Source organism: Natronococcus sp. A-GB7 (genome assembly GCF_029688865.1).
GTDB lineage: Archaea > Halobacteriota > Halobacteria > Halobacteriales > Natrialbaceae > Natronococcus.
Genome location: NZ_JARUKV010000023.1, coordinates 18499 through 37123, shown reverse-complemented (window position 1 = coordinate 37123; position 18625 = coordinate 18499). Strand labels below are relative to the sequence as shown.

Sequence of the window (18625 nt, the reverse complement as noted above, 5' to 3'; positions counted from 1 at the left end):
ACCGCCGCAGTACCTACTGTTCCGCAAACCGGCGCTCGAGCAGCGTAATGAGCAGATAAGCCGCCAACCGGTGAGTGCCCTCGGTTGGGTCGTAGCGCGGAGCGACCTCCATCATGTCGACCGCGCCGACGGCGTCGTGCGCGCCGAGGACCTGCATCACCGCCAGCGCGTCCGTCGCGCTCAACCCGCCGGGCACGGGCGTTCCTGTGCCCGGCGCGACGCTCGGATCGACCCCGTCGATATCGAACGTGACGTAGACGGCGTCGGTGTCGACTGCGGCGGCCGCGACCGCGTCCTTGATCACCGCCTGGATCCCGCGATCGTGAATATCTGCCATCGTGTAGAGATTCAGGCCGGTCTCGTCGGCGAACTCGAAGAACTCGGGGCTCTCGTAGCCGCGGATGCCGACCTGGCTGACGTGTTCGTACGCGGTGTGCTCGCTCTCGGCGATCAGGTTCGTGCTTGAGCCGTGGAAGTGCTCGCCGAAGACCGCGCTCTCCGAGACGGTGTCGGTGTGGGCGTCGATCTGGACGAGCCCCACGGCGTCGGCGTCGCTCCCCTCGGCGAAGCCGCGAAACGCGGGGAACGTACAGTAGTGATCGCCGCCGAGCAGGACGGGAAACGCCTGCTCGGCGACGGTGGCGACGTGTGCGGTGATGCTCTCGGCGGTCGCCTCTCGATCCATCGGGAACACCGGGACGTCGCCGCAGTCGGCGACCTCGAGGTCGTCGTAGTCAACCTGCGCCCCGGTATACATGTTGGTGAGCCCACCTTTGTATCCCGAGAGGTACGCCCACCAGCCGCTGGCGCGGCGGATCGACTCGGGTCCGTACCGGCTTCCGGGCCGGTTGCTCACCGCCCCGTCGTACGGCGCTCCGAGCACACCCACGTCCACCCCTTCAAGATCCTCGACGGGTCGCGTGTCGCCTTTCAGAAACGTCTTGATCCCGGCGTAGGCCAGTTCGACGTTCGCGTCCGGATGGCGTTGCTCGAACGATTCGATACGCGAACCACCTGATTGTGCTCCGTCGGTCATCTACATAGAAGGATGTCTTGGGGATTATTAACGCCACTGCAGAACATTTGCTCTCGAACAACCACGTAGGTGCGGCGGACCGGGGACCAGACGACGGGGAACAGGCACATTCTCGGCACGTTCCCGGAACATCTTCGAAGCGATGCCTGCTCCCCGTCTCTCGATCAGGCCGAGTGCCTTACGGCGCGTCGTACTCTGAGGGATCAAACTCCGCGATCTCATCCGATCCGCAGGTCGTGCATCGCCGATCGGTCGGTTCAACCGTCGTTCCACAGTGTCGACACTCGTAGAGAATCTCGTCGGGACTGGACAATCACCGCCGCACCGCGGTGGTGAGTGACATACTTCTTGCCCCTCCGTATCAAATATAATGAGTGTTTGGTTTTAACCTGCTTGGACCATCTAGACGCGTCCGTTCCCGCGTGAGTAGCCCGATCCCCGTCGATTTGATCTCTGATCGCCGGCGGCGAGCCAGCGTCCGTGAACTGGTTTCAAGAATTGATCGTCGGTCAGTCGCGATCGCCGGCCGATTACTCCGCCGTGAGCGCCATGAAAGGTGTCATAGGGCGTCGAGTCGCTTCAATTCGATCCCCTCTGCGCCGAAGCGGTTGTGGATCGTTCGAGTGCCTCTATGGAGTTGGGGTTGTCGCCGTGGATACAGATGCTCTCGGCAGGAACGTCGATCACCTTTCCGTCGTCGACAAGACGGTCCGTGATCGACCGCTCGTGGTTCGGGATCGGGGCGACGCCGCCCCCCCTCGGCGTAGCGGCATAACGAGTACGACGGGGGCGACCTCGAGCGCGGCGAAGTACGCAAGGAAGGCGATCGGCGTCGAGCCTCTATGGGGTTGGGTTATCGCCGTAGATACAGGAGTCTGCCAGCCACGTACCATGCGGTGGCTGGGGGTTCACGGGAGAATCCGCTGCAGAGACCCGGTCCAGACGAGGTAGCCAGCAAAGCCGACCGTGGCGGCGCCGCCATGACCGCGATCCCGTGGAAGATTGACGTTCCCGCAGCCAGGCCGTTCGAGATGGAGACGGATTCAATGTCGATACGTACCGTAGTAACCACCGGCAGTGCCAACGTATTCGTCACGCTGGTGCTCACACCGATTCCGGTACTGTAACGCTCTCAAGATTATCTATTCGACGCACCTGAATACCAGCTAATAGAGAGAAGTTGAACAAATGACAATAACTTGTGTAAATTAGATTGATTATCATCACCCTACAATCAAGTGGTTACATCACACACTGGAAATTGATGAGTGAAGAACTAGATGAGCGAGATATCGATATTTTGTGCGCCATTGCAGAGCACGAGTCCTCCAGTACTGAGGAACTCCACGCAGTTACAGGGATCCCCAAGTCAACAGTCCATTATCGGATTAAAAATATGAAAGAGAGTGGTATTATCAAAAACGATTTATTTGAGATTGATCGGGAGAAGCTCGGACTCGAGATAACGATCATTTCGGAAGTATGGGCAGAATTCGGTAAAGGATATCACGAACAAATCGGCCAAAAGCTTGCCGAAATCAATGGCGTGAACCAAGTCTATTTTACAATGGGTGATACAGACTTTGTGGTCATTTCACGGCTTACGTCGCGTGATATGGTTGAGGGCCTCGTAGAAGAGTATGAATCAATCGACGAAATCAGCCGGACAAGTTCAAAGTTTGCGATCACAACAATCAAAGAAGATACTAGCATCGGAATGATTCGTGACTATGACAAAGACATGCTACTCTCTATACTATAACACTTGATGAGAAAATAAGACGGAGTAGATACTGGGAAAGTTTCTAAGTTCCAGTGACGTCTTCGATAGCCTCACAGATGATGTCTGCACCAATCTCGGCTTGCTTTTCAGTCAAAACAAGTGGCGGAATCAGGCGAAGAACGCTTTTGTATCGACCAGCATTCCAAACCAGCACTCCATTCTCATAGCATTGTTCCTGAACGGCTGTGACGAGTCCTTTGTCGGGGTTTCCAGCCTCGTCGACAAACTCAACACCGATGAAGAGTCCCTTGCCCCGTACGTCTACAATCTCAGATGTTGTTGCAGCAATCTCTTCGAACCGGTTTCGAAGATAAGCACCAAGCTCGGTTGCGTGTGCCAACAAGCCGTGTGATTCGATATACTCAATCGCTCGAAGCCCTCCGACCATCGCAGGAACATTTCCTCGGAACGTTCCTACGTGACCGCCAGATCCCCAAGTATCAAACTTTTCGTGGTAGAGAGTTGCTCCAATCGGAAGCCCGGTACCGCCAAGCGCTTTTGCCATCGTAATCGCGTCGGGGGTTACGTCAAAGTGATCTGAGGCAAACCACTCTCCTGTTCGTCCAATACCAGTCTGGATCTCATCGACGATCAGGAGGGCGTCGTTGTCATCAGCGATATCCCGTAACCCCTGGAGGAATTCTGCTGGTGGAACGACTACTCCACCTTCACCCTGAATCGGTTCGACCCAAATTCCAGCCGGAGTTTCGTGGCCACCATATGGATTCTCGAACTTTCGTTTGGTAGCCTCAAGCGCTTGGTCACAGTCGACATCTCCGTTCTCACTCGCCGATGGATATGGCATATGAACTGCATCCGGAAGCAGGGGACCATACCCCTCCTTGTACTGTTTTCCAGCAGTAAGTGTGAGAGCGCCAGCGGTTGTCCCATGATACGATCCTTCGAATGCTAACAAACCATGCCGACCAGTATTATGTTTCGCGAGTTTGATCGATCCTTCAATTGCATCGCTTCCAGTGGGTCCTCCGAATACGACCTTACTGGCATTTTGGAGATTCCCGGGAGCAATTTCCCGAAGCCGGTCGATAAGATCAAGCCGTGCCTCCGTCGGAAAGTCGATCGTATGAGTGTATGTTTCCAGCTGTTCTTTGACGCCTTCTACTACGTAGGGGTTCGAGTGACCAACGTTCAGAACCCCAATCCCTGCAAAGAAATCGAGGAACGTATTCCCGTCTACGTCACGAACTGTAGCTCCACGGGCTTCATCGAGGGCAATTGGAATGCGTTCAGGATAGGCGACAGCACTACTGTCGATTTCCTGTTGTCGCTCGAGTAATCGCTTCGAATCAGGTCCTGGAATAGTATTAACTGACGGTGCGTTGTCGAAGTGAAGTTCTTCAATTGGCGGTCCAGTAGCCATATTGGACTGTAGACATCAACTCACATAGTTTTTGCCTTTGGTTCTATTCCAGACTAAAATTCCGGATGGGGTTCGACCACTTACTGTCTGTGGCTTGTCTTCTGTGAAAAGAGGAATGGAATCTAGGTCCAGTCACTGACTGCTCGTTGTCGAAGCATCTCACGGAACTCCATAGTTGTCTCCTCAAGTAGTGTCCCCTCTGCCCAATCAAGGATGACTCCGTACCGACGGATGAGATCGAGGCGGTCTAATTCATCATCGTGATACTGATCAACGACGGCCTGAGGGTCCTCGCGTAACCACGCTTCTCGGTTTTTTCGGATATAGTCTCGTTGCTCGTCAGTCGCATCAGAGTCAATTTCGTATTCACAGAGGTCGGCGTCAATCTCTTCGATCACGACACCGTAGTCTGTCGCTGCTCGCTCGAGAGACACGTAGTCGTCTTTGACGTCTTCTAATACAGCCTTTGGATCACGGTCGAGAGGGTCACCGAATCCGCCACCGCCTGAGGATGGTCGAACGAACTTGTCGCCTTCGTTAATGGGTTCGCTTGAGAATACCGTCCCCATCTCTTCGGCATTACCGTTTCGTGTGAGCGTTACGCCGTGAGGGACACCTGGGAGTCCACCGTTGATCCCCCACGTGATCGATCGAGCCCGATCGGAACAGTAGGAGATCACGCTGTTTTCGCACTCACGCATTTGTCCACCTTTTCGAAGCCCGCAACCGCCACGATACTCTCCTGGGCCTGCCGAATCAGTTACAATCGAATGTTGGCTTGTAAGAAGAGGTGCATCACGTTCTTGGCCTTCAAGAGATTGCACTGCGAGCCCAGCACCGAATACCGGTGCAGTCGCGTTCGCGCCGTCCTTTCCATTCCGACCACCCCATCCCCCGGCCATCCAATCGTACCAGGCGAATTCGCTGTCTTCGTGATTAGGACGCTTGTCGGTACCACCAGCAAGCAGGTACTCGAGGTTAAACGCACAGGCCATCGCCCGCTCTGGTAGTACTTCCGACCAAAGCTCGAAAATGGCGTTCATTACCTTTTCGTACGCTCCAGCGACTGAGCCAGTAACAGGGATCGGTTCGGGAGCATTGACCACCGTTCCTTCAGGCAGCTCAGCACTGACAACCCGGTACATTCCGGAATTCAGCGGCACTTCCGGGAAGAACATCTTTGTCCCAGCCACAACTCCCGAAAACGATGTTCCAAAGGTCGCATTCAGGAAGTTCCCGATGTATTGATCGGAGCCGGACAGATCATAATGGACCTCGTCGTCGTCGATGGTCATTTCGACATCAACGGTAACGTATCCGTCGCTTTGGTCAGCATCTGCGTCAATGTAGTCCTGAGTATGCCATGTTCCGTTTGGTAAATCACGAATCTGCTCACGCATAATGCGTTCTGCATAGTTCTTCGATTCGTCGAAGGCAGTCAGAACCGTATCGACGCCGTATTTGTCGACAAGCTCGAGCAGCCGTTCCTCAGCAATGCGGGTTGCTTCAGCCTGAGCCCGTAAATCACCCATACGGTCCTCTGAAAGCCGCATATTTGTCGTCATGAAATTTGCAACATCATCGCGAAACTCACCAGCATCCCAGATTTTCATCGGAGGAATACGAAGTCCCTCTGCGAAGTGGTCGTTGGCTCCAATATTGAAAGAGCCAGGTGCTGGACCACCGACGTCAGCCCAGTGGCCGTTCGACTGAGTTACTGCGATGAGTTCACCCTCGTGAAAGACAGGGCGTAAGATCCGAACGTCGTTAATATGTGTTCCTCCCAGGTACGGATCATTGATGATGTAGACATCACCAGGTTCGATCCTCCCTTCGAAATACTCTAGGGTTTCTTGACAGGTGTAATGGAGCGTCCCAACGTGAACTGCAATGTCTTGGGACCCTTGCATCACAGTGTTTCCATTCGCGTCGTTCAGACAGTTGCTGAAGTCACGATTGTAGATAACGAACGAATAGCAGGTTCGTTGGATCTGTTCGGCCATTCGATCGACGAGGTTTTTGAACGAGCTGCGCAGAACCTCGAAGGTGACCGGATCGAGGTCGATATCGGATTGTGGGTCAGTCTGTGACATTATTACACCGTAATGATTATATTTCCAACTTCGTCGACTTCAGCTGTCGAATTTGGGGGAATAACGACTGTGGAGTCCATCTGCTCTACAATCACAGGTCCTTTCAGTGAGACACCGGCACCGAGTTCATCGCGATTATAAATATCGGTCTCAACGTAGCTTCCAGCCGATTCAAAGTACGCTTCTCGAGTACCACGATGAGCCTCTGCGCTCTCTTCAGTGTCTATTGTTGGGAACGAGGGTTTCTCAACGAGACCACGACCAGTGACATGGAGTCCATAGATTTCGATGGGCTGTTCCTCGTCTGAATAAGCATACGTTTGCTCGTGTTGACGATGGAACCGCTCTCGAATTTCCTCTATACTATCGATCGGCCGTGCACAGGAGATTTCGAGCGAACGCCATTGGCCGGTATAGCGCATTTTGATCTCATGATCCATACGCATCTCTTCATCATCCACGCCCTCTTCAGCGAGCCGTTCACGGATCTCACTCTCCATTTCAGCAAAGGCGTGTTCAATACCATCGATAGAGTCCTCAGTTGCGTCTTCGATAAGCGTCTGTGATAGGTCGTGTTCGACATCGACTAATAGGCAACCGAGTGCCGAGTTGATACCTGGATACAACGGAATGATAACCTGTGGGACGTTCATTTCCCGGGCGACATGGGCTGCGTGTAGCGGTCCTGCACCCCCAAAGGCGACGAGTGCGAAATCACGTGGATCGTAGCCTTTGCTGGTCGACACGAGCCGAACCGCGTTACACATGTTCGCAACAGCGATACGCTCGATAGCGGAGGCTGCCTCAGTGAGATCTAATCCCAGTGGCTCTGCGATATCACGTTCGATGACCCTTTTTGCGGGTTCTGCTGTGGCATCCATATCGCCGCCAAGGAACTTGTCAGGATCAACCCACCCTAGGATAACGTTTGCATCCGTCGTAGTCGGCTTATCTCCGCCACGAAGATAACAGGCAGGACCTGGATCTGCACCTTGGCTCTTTGGTCCGACCCGAAGCGACCCTCCTCCGTCGATCCAGGCGATCGAACCACCGCCAGCACCGATTGTTTCGATGTCAGTAGATGGGAACATAATCGGATAGCCGTATTCGACGGCCCATTCATCAGTCATCTCGATATCACCCTGATAGGTGAGCGAGACGTCTGCGCTGGTTCCGCCCATATCGAACCCGATCGCGTTCTCGAAACCACACTGGCTGGCTACATATTGGCTTGCGATTGCGCCCGCAGTAGGACCAGAGTTAGCGATACGAGCAGCGTAGTACGCTATGGCCTCTGTCGTCATGACACCGCCACCAGAATGCATCGCTAGGACGTCGCCGTTGTATCCACGGTTACTAAGTTGGGATGAGAGATCAGTCAGGTAATCTCGAACGACTGGTACTAACGCGGCATTGATAACAGTCGTGCTCGTCCGTTCATGCTCGAACATCTCCGGCAAGATCTCATGAGATGTACAGACGAACGCATCAGGGTGCTCTTCAGCTCCGATCTCAGCTACTCGCTGTTCGTGATCTCCATTGAGATAGGCGTTAATCAGCGAGATCGCGATAGTTGAAATCCCTCGCTTCTTGAAAATTTGGGCCGCTTCACGAGCAGCGTCTTCGTCTAATTCACCAACAATATCTCCAGCAGCATTAACGCGCTCAGGGACCTCAAGTCGGTCACGACGTTGCACGTATGGCTCTGCAACGTCTTCGTATGCATCCCAGAGGTTGTCTTTCGTTCCATCACGAATCTCGTGGACGTCTCGAAAACCTTCAGTCGTTATGAGACCTACTTTGGGAAGCTCCCGTTCAATGAGTGCGTTCGTGCCGACAGTCGATCCATGGGAGAAAAAGTCTAAATCATCGATCTCAGTATCTGCCTTTAGCAGTCCGTTTATCACTCCCTCTGCTGGGTTTGCTGGGGTTGACGGCGTTTTTTCAATATCTATTTGACCGGTCTCTTCGTTAAACACGATCACGTCTGTAAAGGTGCCACCAATATCCACGCCAGACCGTATCATATCACGATCACAATGACTAGTAGCTGAAGACCTATATAAATTTTTATTATTTTGTAGGTGATTTCGTATATAGTCTAATATACTAACTCGCTATTGAACCACTGTCCTCAGATAGGGGTGTAGTTGAAAGGCGTTCGATAAGCTTAATTCACTATAAATAAAACAGATAGTCGATGCTCGACTATCTTCAGCTGGAAAAAGACCTTTCGGGAGAAGAGCAGCTCATACAAAACACAGCACAGAAATTCGTTGAAGAGTCGGTGCAACCGGCCATTGGTGAGCACTGGATCGATGGAACGTTCCCAACCGATCTTATTGAAGAAATGGGCGAGCTGGGATTTTATGCACCAAACTTAGACGGATATGGGTCACCCAATGTTAGTGAGACTGCATACGGGTTGCTAATGCAGGAGCTCGAGGCCTGTGATTCTGGACTTCGGTCGATGGCCTCGGTGCAGGGTGCACTCGTTATGTATCCAATTCACGCGTTCGGCTCTGAAGAGCAGAAAGAACAGTGGCTTCCCAAACTCGGCCAAGGTGAGGCCGTCGGTTGTTTCGGATTGACTGAGCCGGAGCATGGATCGAATCCGTCAGCAATGGAGACGTATGCCAAACAAGACGGAGATGAATACATCCTATCCGGATCAAAGACGTGGATTACGAACTCCCCAATCGCCGATGTTGCCATCGTCTGGGCTCGAGACCGGTCTGATCCAGATACACCGGTGCGGGGTTTCTTGGTCGAAACGGATCGGGATGGTGTGACGACAAACAAAATCGATGAAAAGCTATCTCTGCGGGCGTCAATCACTGGCGAAATTTCCCTTCAGAACGTTCGGGTTCCGAAGGAAAATCTGCTGCCAGACGTGAAGGGGATGAAGGGGCCGCTCTCCTGTCTTACACAGGCTCGCTACGGCATTGCATGGGGTGCAGTTGGAGCAGCGCGAGACTGCTTTGAGACTGCCCGTCAGTATGCGACCGACCGCGAGCAGTTTGGTGGCCCAATTGCTCGGTTTCAACTCCAACAGGACAAGCTAGCGGAGATGGCAACACAAATTACACTAGCTCAGTTGCTGGCCCACAGACTTGCTGACCTGAAAGAACGGGGTGAACTTCGACCACAACATGTTTCGCTAGCTAAACGCAATAACGTCCGAATGGCTCGTGATCAGTCGCGTATTGCTCGAGAAGTACTCGGCGGAAATGGAATCACGGCCGATTATTCGCCAATGCGACATATGGCTAACTTAGAGACAGTCTATACCTACGAGGGAACACACGATATTCATACGCTCATCCTCGGAGAGGACCTAACTGGGTTCGCTGCCTACGAATAAGTATGGTCGGCGAAGCACGCGACGCAGCTGGTGAGGAAGGACCGCTGGAAGGAATTACTGTTTTAGATGCGTCACGGGTCCTTGTTGGCCCCTTCTGTACGATGCAACTTGGTGATCTTGGAGCAGATGTTATCAAGATCGAGCGGCCAGATGGTGGTGACCAAACGCGTGGCTGGCATCCTCCAACCGTTGGTGACAGCGAGGAGAGTGCCTATTATGTGAGTGTCAACCGGAATAAACGCTCGCTGACGCTCAATCTTGCGAGTGAAGAGGGACAAGCAATCTTTCGTGAGCTTGCAACCGAAGCAGATGTTCTGGTAGAGAATTTTCAGGTCGGAACGATGGAGAAATGGGGATTAGACTACGGGACACTGCGCGAAGAGAACCCCTCGCTTATCTACTGTTCACTCTCTGGATATGGAGAATGGGGACCATACAAGGACCGTCCTGCCTATGATATCATGATGCAAGCAGAGGGTGGTATGATGAGTATTACTGGTGAGGAAGGCGGTCCACCAGTTAGGGTTGGCGTCGCGATTGCTGATATCGGAGCCGGAATGTATGCTACTCAGGCTATCCTTGCCGCACTTTTACACCGCGAGCTCGGCGATGGGGGTGGCCAGAAGATCGACGTAAGTCTTCTCGATGGGCAGGTCGCGTGGATGAGTTATATGGCTTCAAACTATTTCGCAACGAACGACCCACCACAACGGATGGGAAGTAAACACCCGACGATCACACCATATCAGGCCTTTGAAACCAGCGATGGGTATGCTGTAGTTGCTTCTGCATCTGAGCAGATCTGGCCAAGGTTTTGTCGTGCTATCGACAGAGAAGACCTACTCGATATTGAGCGGTTCGAAACGAATTCAAAGCGAGTCGAACACCGGGCAGAGCTTGACGAAATCCTCGAAGCGGAGTTTGTTCAGTATACAACTGCTGAGATTGTTGCTCGTATGGAGGAAGTAGGCGTTCCAGCAAGCCGCGTCCGTGATTTAGAGGAGGTGTTTGACCACCCACAGGTGCAAGCACGAAATATGCGTCAAACAATATCGCATCCGACTATTGATTCTCTTGAGATGGCCGGATGTCCAATGCATTTCTCAGAGACTCCAGCTAGTATTGAGACTCACCCACCACTACTTGGTGAACACACGGAAGATATTCTTCAGGAGCTAGGCTTCGAGATGGAAGAGATTACCCAACTCACCAATCAGGGAATCATCTGATCAATTGCGAAGGCTATGAATTGGCCGGCCAGATGGATCGAATGTTCACATATGTTGTCTGGAAGCCAAGTCAGTCACCAGTGCAAAGAATCCGTAACTGATAGTCTCCTCGCTAGCCGAATCGTATACTTCGGGAACGGTAGTAGTTGGGTGATATCTGGCTGTATTAGATGAGGTAACCGATGTTAGCCGTGTTTAGCTTCGCTATTGGTTGTATATCTCCGGCTCAGGTATAGATAAACCACCATAACAGCCGAGGCTCCGGTTTTGTGATAATATAAAGTCAAAAGAAAACATTGGAGAGACTATGGAGACACGCACTATTGACGTTCGAGCTGTCCAGACTCAACCTACTCTTGGAGATATCGAGTACAATACTCGCATCGCCGAGGAAGCGATAAAGAAAGCGACAGCTGACAAAATCGATTTGCTTGTCTTCCCTGAGTTGTTCCTCACAGGATACCACGTAGGAAAGCTAGAAGCGGCCGTAGTTGAAGAAGCAGAGGAGGCTATCAACAAGCTTACTGCTGCTGCAACGGAGACAACTGTAGTCATTGGTACCGTGACTAAAAACAGCGAGGAGCAGTATAACTCTGCGGCTATCATCGATCAAGGGGAACACATCGGAACATATCATGAGACACACCTTTATGGGAAGGAAGGAACGGTCTTTGATGCCGGCTCATCATTTCCGGTTTTTGAAACCAGTGCGGGTTCTCTTGGTATTCAAATTTGCTATGATGTTGAATTTCCAGAAGTTGCACGACAGTTGACGTTAGCTGGTGCTGAAATTCTGATTACGCCACTCGCAAACATGCGGCCGTTCCAATCTGACCAGCCAATCTTTGGGGCAGTCCGAGCGCTCGAAAATATTCGACCGCATATCATTTGTAATCGAGTCGGCGAAGAACGGGGTATTGAATTCTTTGGCAAAAGCGCGATTTTCAATGAGCGGGGCAGGCTCTTGTCTCAGGCGGCGAAGATATCACCACCGAGTTGACTGCGGCCGTTGAGCTACAAGCGGAAGGCGCTGAAACCCTCCGATATATTGATGATCGACGACCAGAAATCTATGATAGCAATCACAGAGAATGAGAATTTTAGAGCTGTCCAGCTTAGTGATTCCTCGGGTAGTGTAGTGCTGTCTAATTGAACACTTCTGTGCGGGAATAGCATTTCAGCAGGTACTGTGCGGTATCACAGTTGAACTGGAAAATCATAATTTTGTGGACAATGTGATGAAGTAGTCTCATTTCTGTTTCTCGTGGAAGTACAGATGTATCTATTGAGTCCCTCTATCACTTCGACTGGCTTTGTTGCAATTCCTCTCGGGTAGTCTTACAGTTACACCTGTACAGATGCTATCGCTGACCCTTTATTGGATTTCTCCATAGTTGCTTTTTAATTATATGCCACATTGTAGATGACTGTAAACAGTATTCAATTATACATCTTGAAATTGGATCTGGTACATTCGCAGAGGGTCCGTTAGGATAGAATTCACAATATTCGAAAAGTATATTGATGGTCGTCCTCATACCTCATTTACCAATAGGCTATAGGTTAAATATGTCAGGAAAATCACAAAGTGGCTTAGAAAAAACACTTGGAAAAAAAGAGATGCTAATCTTGTCGTTCGGTGCTATGATTGGGTGGGGATGGATTATCCTCACTGGTGATTGGGTCCAAGATGGTGGTCCAATAGGTGCCGTTACGGCGTTCCTCATCGGTGGGTTCGTCGTCTGTATAGTTGCAGTCATATACAGCGAATTAGCCTCATCAATGCCACTAGTCGGTGGAGAGCACGTTTACAGCCTACGCGCACTTGGTCCGATAGGATCGTTTGTCTGTACTTGGGCGATCATATTTGGCTATGTTACAGTGGCTGCTTTTGAAGCAGTTGCGTTACCGTCTGCGATGGCGTTTATTGTCCCCGGATTCAACACATTTCCACTCTGGAGTGTAGCTGGTGAACCCGTCTATGCGACCTGGATTCTCGTGGGAGTACTTGGAACGGTAGGAGTCACGTATCTGAATTATATCGGAATTAAAATAGCAGCGCAATTTCAGATAATCATGACCCTCGTTATTGCGTTTGCAGGTGTCGTACTCATTGCTGGCGCAGTTACTAGTGGTCAACCATCTCCTGACAGTTCATTTGGTGCAGGAACTGCTGGTATTCTTGCTGTTGTTCTGATGACGCCGTTCATGTTCGTCGGATTTGACGTTATTCCGCAGTCTGCAGAAGAAGCGGACATACCGCCACGAACGCTTGGTCTTTTGATTCTCCTTTCTGTTGGAATGGCAGCACTGTTCTATATAGCAGTTATTTGGGGATCCAGCCGCGCGCTTCCAGGTGCAGAGCTCGTCGAAAGCCCCCTCCCAGCTGCAGAGGCAATGGCTGTCCTCTATGATAGCCAGACTATCGGCCAAATTATGGCACTTGCAGGTGTGGCAGGAATCCTTACAAGCTGGAATGCTTTCATTATTGGTGGCAGCCGAGCACTGTTCGCTCTTTCGGAATCTGGTATGCTTCCAGAGTTTCTCTCAAAAGTACACCCAGAGTACAACACCCCCAGCAATGCCATCCTGTTAGTCGGTGGGCTGTCCGTACTGGCACCGTTTTTCGGTGAACAGATGCTGACATGGATTGTTAACGCTGGAGGACTCGGCATTGTCGTTGCTTGGTTTTTAGTTGTTGTCTCGTTCCTAGTTCTTCGATATCGCGAGCCAGAAATGGAACGTCCCTATAAGGTTCCGGCTGGGCTGTTTGTGGGAGTAGTTGCGTTCATTACGACGGCAATTTTCATTTTTCTCTATCTCCCTGGTGGTCAATCTGCACTACTCTGGCCGTACGAATGGCTGATCGTCCTCGGATGGTGCGTCCTGGGAATCGTACTCTATCTACTCTCTGGAGATTCTGAAGTGGAGACAGCTGAGGAAGTAGCTGAAAAGGTGAGCGCTTTGAAAGACGACTAAGCCGGGCTCTGGAAGGTTTAAACCCGTTTTGACGGATTCGCCGGCAAATTCGATATTGAGGACATGCTTGCTCAGACCAACAGTGACAGCGTTACTGTGGAGGAGGCACCGGAGGAAATCGGCTATTACGTGAACAAACCGTGCGAACCGCATGAGGAGTATCACGCGTTCCTCGAACTGCATATCGAACAGGGTCCAAAGCTGGAAGGAAAGGAAATCACCGTCGAAGTCGTTGAAGGCGTCTACGGGATGGCTGGGCTCGAGTCGACAATCTCTGGTGACTCCGACCACGCAGGCCCCTCTTCGATGCATTCGCGCAAGGACGCGCTCTTCACCGCTTCAGATACTGTTAGAGCTGTTCGCCGGTTCCCGAATCAGTTGGCAACGGATATGGCTATAACTGTCGGCAAACTTGATGTTTGCTCCGTCCAATTAAGATCATCCCTTCGGAGGTCCGCTTCACGGCTGGCGTCGGAAATTATAACGATGCCGTCGTGGAGAACTCCTGCGAACGTGAGGGAACCGACTACGATCTCAAGGAGATCTGGCAAATCACACATACCGAGTTTTCGCCGATGGTTATTAAGGCCGCGATCAAAGCAGCACGTAAAGTAGACACGTCACACCCCACTATAATCAGCGGTACGGGGCACGAGGCAAGTTATTTAAACGACTCTACGAAAACGGCGATGCTTTTCGTCCCGAGCATCAATAAGAAAACTCACGATGAAGCCGAGTACACCGACTGGGACGACGCCATCACGGATTCAGAAGTGTACGCTGAAATGACTAGATAGCTCTCGAACTAATCTCTTAACATCCCTTCATTAGTCATAGTAGACTTCCTGTAGACTATACAGCGGGGAGCACATCCGACTTCACTACAATTGAATTGCGAGGTCCGCTGTCGCGATGACGATCTCAGTGATGGCGATAAAGAGGCTTATCCCACTCGAACGAATCGTGCTGAGGAGTCACTGAGCTACGGAACCGCCACTGAAACGAGCCGAACCGCTAACTCAGAACACTGCTTTGATGCTGGATTCGAGCGCGGCGATCGCCTTGTCGATCTCGGTCTCATCAACACACAGCGGCGGGGCGACGAGCAGTTGAATTCCCGGACGGCCAAGTCCGAACAACACACCTTGGTTACTAGCATGCTTCAGAACCTGTTTGACAGGATTGTCCGCGCCGCACACCCGCGGATCAACCAACGGCTCGCCGGTGCCGGGGTCGGCGAACTCGACACCCCAGAGAAGCCCCCGACCATGGACAGAGCTGACGACATCGAACCGCTCATCGATAGTCTCAAGGCCGGCTTTCAGTCGCGGTTCTATTGCCCGTGCATTTTCGAGGAGATTATCCTCGTACGCATCGATCGCGGCCAATCCAGCCGCGCACCCGACCGGATGGCCGGCGAAAGTTTGCCCAACGTCGAAGCCATCATCCTCAAGATGGGTTGCGAACTCTTCTCTCACCATGACGCCTGCGAGGGGAACGTATGAACTTGTGACGCCCTTCGCGAATGTCATCATATCCGGGTTGATATCCTCGGTGTCAACGCCGAACCATTCGCCACAACGACCGAAACCGGTGATCACTTCGTCGGCAATCAAAATAATATCGTACTCATCACAGAGTTCCCGGACCCGTTCATAATACCCTGGTGGAGCGGTAAACCCCCCACTAGAGCCAGCGACGATCTCAGTCAGGAGCGCAGCGATCGAGTCTGGTCCTTCATTACGAATAACGAATTCGAGGTGGTTCGCAGCCCTTTCGGCGAGTTCTTCACCTGTCGCGCCACCAAACGCAGATGGGATCGGCGGCAAGAACTTAGCGTTCCCTGTGGTCGCCGCGTGGGCTTCAATAGCGGTTCGGGTATCCGTATCGCCGGTCAAGCTAGCCACCCCGTAGGTTGCTCCGTGATATGACCGCCAGCGGGTGAGCACTGTCGGCGAACCGGTGTACTCCCGGGCGATCATCACTGCGGTCTCATTTGCCTCGCTGCCGGAGACTGAGAAGACGGTTCTTGCCATCGGATCTGGGGCGATTTCAAGCAGGCGCGCCGCTAACTCGCTTCGCGTGTTGTTGTGCTTGCCGGAGGAAACATACGGAATTCGGGAGAGTTGTTCGGCGATTGCGTCGATAATCTGCTGGTTGCTGTGGCCAGCGTTGACGCAGTACAACTGTGACTGGAAGTCTAGATAGTCCGTACCGTCGGCGTCGGAGACGGTGACACCATTCCCGTCAATGAGCGTCGCCACCTCTTCGTCCGCGGTGTACCAGTGCGGAACCGGCATTGAGGAGCGCTCCTCTACCGGCTTCGGTCGTTCGGATGCCATACCATCACACACATCATACTATTGTATAAATACACCGGCCAGAACTCGACGCGTACATCACAAGCATTCTTGAGCACGGTTTCGAGCGGTCCGATCATTTTATCAATCCACTCACTGGCCACCGTTACTCTACCTCGAAAGGCCAAGCGTGTAGCCGAAGTGATCGGGCCAATCGGCGCTGTAGGCGTAGTTCGTACATGGGGACAGCCGGATCAACCAGCAAAAACGAGTTCTCGAATCCCGATTGCCGATATTCAGCAGAGTCGGAACGCTAACCACACACCTCTCGCTGCCATTGGCATTGACTACTTCGAGACTATCCGTCTGTGAATGGTACCCCAGATTCCAGGTGCTGTAATCGTTATAGACGTTCACAAAAAGTATGTCTCTACAATCCCTCAGAGATGGCCAGGACACCGTCGCCGTGATGAGTACTGGGTGGCAATCAGAGCGCCGTTCAAAACAAAAGTAGTCGGCTCAGTCGCCCTGGGTTGGTGGTTACTGGACTGTGTGAGGTCGCACAACCTGTACTGGAACCCTCGTCTGAGGCGGTGGTGACCTCATTATCGGACGGGCTGGTGGTTGGCCTAGTACGGAGTAGAGTTGTTATTTACTTGGTCCTCGAGCTGGTGGGTTCGTTTGTCGTTGCTAACGACGTTGAGCCATCCTTGGAGTAAACGGTGAAGAACAAAGGTGTGACGGAACAATTATAAACTAATCGTGAACCAGTACGTCTAATACCGTCGTGCCGTCTTGTTGCCGGCCATCGGTGATTGCTGAGGTGATTTCACTCGCAGATTTGACTATCCGGCCGTTTGCACCGTAGCTCTCTGCGTTTTTGGAGATATTCAGGGCCGGTTCGAAATCCATCCCAACGAAATCGTGCTCGTCCTCGCTGCCACCGAGTACCCGAAGAGTATTGTCCTTAAGAATGCGGTAGTTCCGATTATCCGCGACGACGACGGTGAGATCGACATCGTACCGAACGGCGGAGTAAATCGACTGTGGATAGTAGAAATACGATCCATCGCCGATGAACGCGACTACATCCCGCGACTCGGGTCGTTCGCGTTCAGCAATCGCCGCGCCGACCGCCGCCGGGAGTCCGTATCCAAGCCCACCGCTTTTGTTCGCGATCTTTCCTTCGGGGCCGTATGGAACGTGCCACCGAACTGCTCGTCCGCTCGTAACGCCTTCGTTGACGAGGAAGGCGTCCGACGCGGATTCGAACATTGCCTGTCCGAGTTCATCTTTCGACGCACGAGGATCATCATCGTTCGTGCCAGCAGGTCGTTGCTGTTCGCTGAACGCCTTGATCGCCTCGCGAGCGGTCTCGATTCGCGTCTGCCGTTCGTCCGCCGAGATGCGCGATTCGAGTTCTACGGCCAGTTCGCTCATGACGGCGCCGGGATCACCCAGCACGGAGATATCGGCCGGGCGGTTTTTGCCGAGTTCGCGCGGATTCGGTCCGATCTGAATAATCGTTGTCTCCGGCGCGAAGAGCGGTTCCTCATGGCGGATCGACGTTGTCAGCGACGAACAGCCGACGAGAACGACCGTGTCGGTATCAACGAGTTCGGCGAACTGATTTTCCGTCCCGGGGACGTGATGACCCCACTGAGGGTGTCCCATTGGGAAGTTGACTTCTCCGGGAAGGAACTCACCGTGAACTCGGGCACCGCTCGCCTCAGCGAACGAGACGGCTGCATCGACGGCCTCCGGTCCGGATCGGGCGATTTCGTCGCCGGTGATGATCACTGGCTCTGTTGCATCGGCTATCTCGGAGGCGGCGGCCGCGATGGATTCGGCGTCGCCGCGTCCGGCACTCGGAATCGGCCCGAGGCGTTCGACCTCACGGTCCGTCTCGTCCAGCATCACGTCCAGTGGAAGGCCGAGGAAGACAGGACCGGTCGGCGGGGTGAGTGCGTAGCGGATCGCGCGGCGTAACATCGTCGGAAGAGCATCGACGGATTTGACTTCGGCGCTCCACTTCGTGTACTGGTGTACCATCGCCTCGAGATCGCCGGAGAGAATCGGCTCTTCATGCTGGAAGTCGGTGCTGTGATTGCCGGCCGTCACGAGCAACGGCGACCCGGCGAAATAGGCGCCGATAACGTTGCCGATCCCGTGTGCGAGACCTGGAGCAACGTGCAGGTTGGCGATCCCTATCGGGTTGACCTGGTCGTCGTGGTGGGAGTGAAAGCGCCGCGTTCTGGCGTAGCCTGAAGCCATTCCGACGGCGACGTCTTCGTGAAGACCGAGGACGTACTCGATTGAACTCTCGCTCAGCGCCTGGACGACCGGGAGTTCAGTTGTTCCAGGATTACCGAAGAAGTGTTTCACTCCATACTGTTCCAACGCCTCGGCGACGTACTCGGCCCCTGTTCGGGCGGTTGTCATATCTGTTAGCACCAAACA

Annotated in this window: 13 protein-coding genes; 6 read left to right on the top strand and 7 right to left on the bottom strand. The window is 52.8% G+C overall.

Going from position 1 to position 18625, the window contains the following annotated elements; all coding sequences use genetic code 11:
* Positions 1-13: 13 nt before the first annotated feature.
* Positions 14-1036: an agmatinase family protein gene (locus QA609_RS18370; protein WP_278304073.1), complete on the bottom strand. Its 1023-nt coding sequence runs from the start codon at positions 1034-1036 to the stop codon at positions 14-16.
* A 579-nt stretch (positions 1037-1615) separates the two neighbouring features.
* Complete coding sequence (locus QA609_RS18365) at positions 1616-1723, bottom strand: hypothetical protein (RefSeq protein ID WP_278304072.1); 108 nt, start codon at positions 1721-1723, stop codon at positions 1616-1618.
* 577 nt (positions 1724-2300) lie between these two features.
* Here QA609_RS18365 and QA609_RS18360 point away from each other — a divergent pair.
* Positions 2301-2798 carry an Lrp/AsnC family transcriptional regulator gene (locus tag QA609_RS18360; RefSeq protein WP_278304071.1) on the top strand — a complete coding sequence of 166 codons (498 nt, stop codon included), beginning with the start codon at positions 2301-2303 and terminating at the stop codon, positions 2796-2798.
* A 43-nt stretch (positions 2799-2841) separates the two neighbouring features.
* Here QA609_RS18360 and QA609_RS18355 read toward each other — a convergent pair whose 3' ends face one another.
* From QA609_RS18355 to QA609_RS18345, 3 genes are all read right to left on the bottom strand, one after another.
* Positions 2842-4200: an aspartate aminotransferase family protein gene (locus tag QA609_RS18355; RefSeq protein ID WP_278304070.1), complete on the bottom strand. Its 1359-nt coding sequence runs from the start codon at positions 4198-4200 to the stop codon at positions 2842-2844.
* Positions 4201-4322: 122 nt separating this feature from the next.
* Positions 4323-6293, bottom strand: a complete 1971-nt coding sequence (locus QA609_RS18350; RefSeq protein WP_278304069.1) for a hydantoinase B/oxoprolinase family protein — start codon at positions 6291-6293, stop codon at positions 4323-4325.
* Positions 6294-6295: 2 nt separating this feature from the next.
* Complete coding sequence (locus QA609_RS18345; RefSeq protein ID WP_278304068.1) at positions 6296-8320, bottom strand: hydantoinase/oxoprolinase family protein; 2025 nt, start codon at positions 8318-8320, stop codon at positions 6296-6298.
* A 173-nt stretch (positions 8321-8493) separates the two neighbouring features.
* Between QA609_RS18345 and QA609_RS18340 the strand changes: the two genes are divergently transcribed.
* From QA609_RS18340 to QA609_RS18320, 5 genes are all read left to right on the top strand, one after another.
* Positions 8494-9657 (top strand): acyl-CoA dehydrogenase family protein, encoded by a 1164-nt coding sequence (locus QA609_RS18340; protein ID WP_278304067.1) that lies wholly within the window; start codon positions 8494-8496, stop codon positions 9655-9657.
* A gap of 2 nt (positions 9658-9659) precedes the next feature.
* Positions 9660-10886 (top strand): CaiB/BaiF CoA-transferase family protein, encoded by a 1227-nt coding sequence (locus QA609_RS18335; RefSeq protein WP_278304066.1) that lies wholly within the window; start codon positions 9660-9662, stop codon positions 10884-10886.
* A gap of 307 nt (positions 10887-11193) precedes the next feature.
* The gene (locus QA609_RS18330; protein ID WP_278304065.1) at positions 11194-11886 is read left to right on the top strand and encodes a carbon-nitrogen hydrolase family protein; all 693 of its coding nucleotides are present in this window, start codon (positions 11194-11196) and stop codon (positions 11884-11886) included.
* Positions 11887-12455: 569 nt separating this feature from the next.
* Positions 12456-13865, top strand: coding sequence for an APC family permease (locus QA609_RS18325; RefSeq protein WP_278304124.1), 1410 nt, complete (start codon positions 12456-12458; stop codon positions 13863-13865).
* Between the two features lie 419 nt (positions 13866-14284).
* The gene (locus tag QA609_RS18320; RefSeq protein ID WP_278304064.1) at positions 14285-14662 is read left to right on the top strand and encodes a M20/M25/M40 family metallo-hydrolase; all 378 of its coding nucleotides are present in this window, start codon (positions 14285-14287) and stop codon (positions 14660-14662) included.
* A 222-nt stretch (positions 14663-14884) separates the two neighbouring features.
* Here QA609_RS18320 and QA609_RS18315 read toward each other — a convergent pair whose 3' ends face one another.
* Positions 14885-16207 carry an aminotransferase class III-fold pyridoxal phosphate-dependent enzyme gene (locus tag QA609_RS18315; RefSeq protein ID WP_278304063.1) on the bottom strand — a complete coding sequence of 441 codons (1323 nt, stop codon included), beginning with the start codon at positions 16205-16207 and terminating at the stop codon, positions 14885-14887.
* A 714-nt stretch (positions 16208-16921) separates the two neighbouring features.
* Positions 16922-18607, bottom strand: coding sequence for a thiamine pyrophosphate-binding protein (locus QA609_RS18310; RefSeq protein ID WP_278304122.1), 1686 nt, complete (start codon positions 18605-18607; stop codon positions 16922-16924).
* Positions 18608-18625 lie beyond the last annotated feature (18 nt).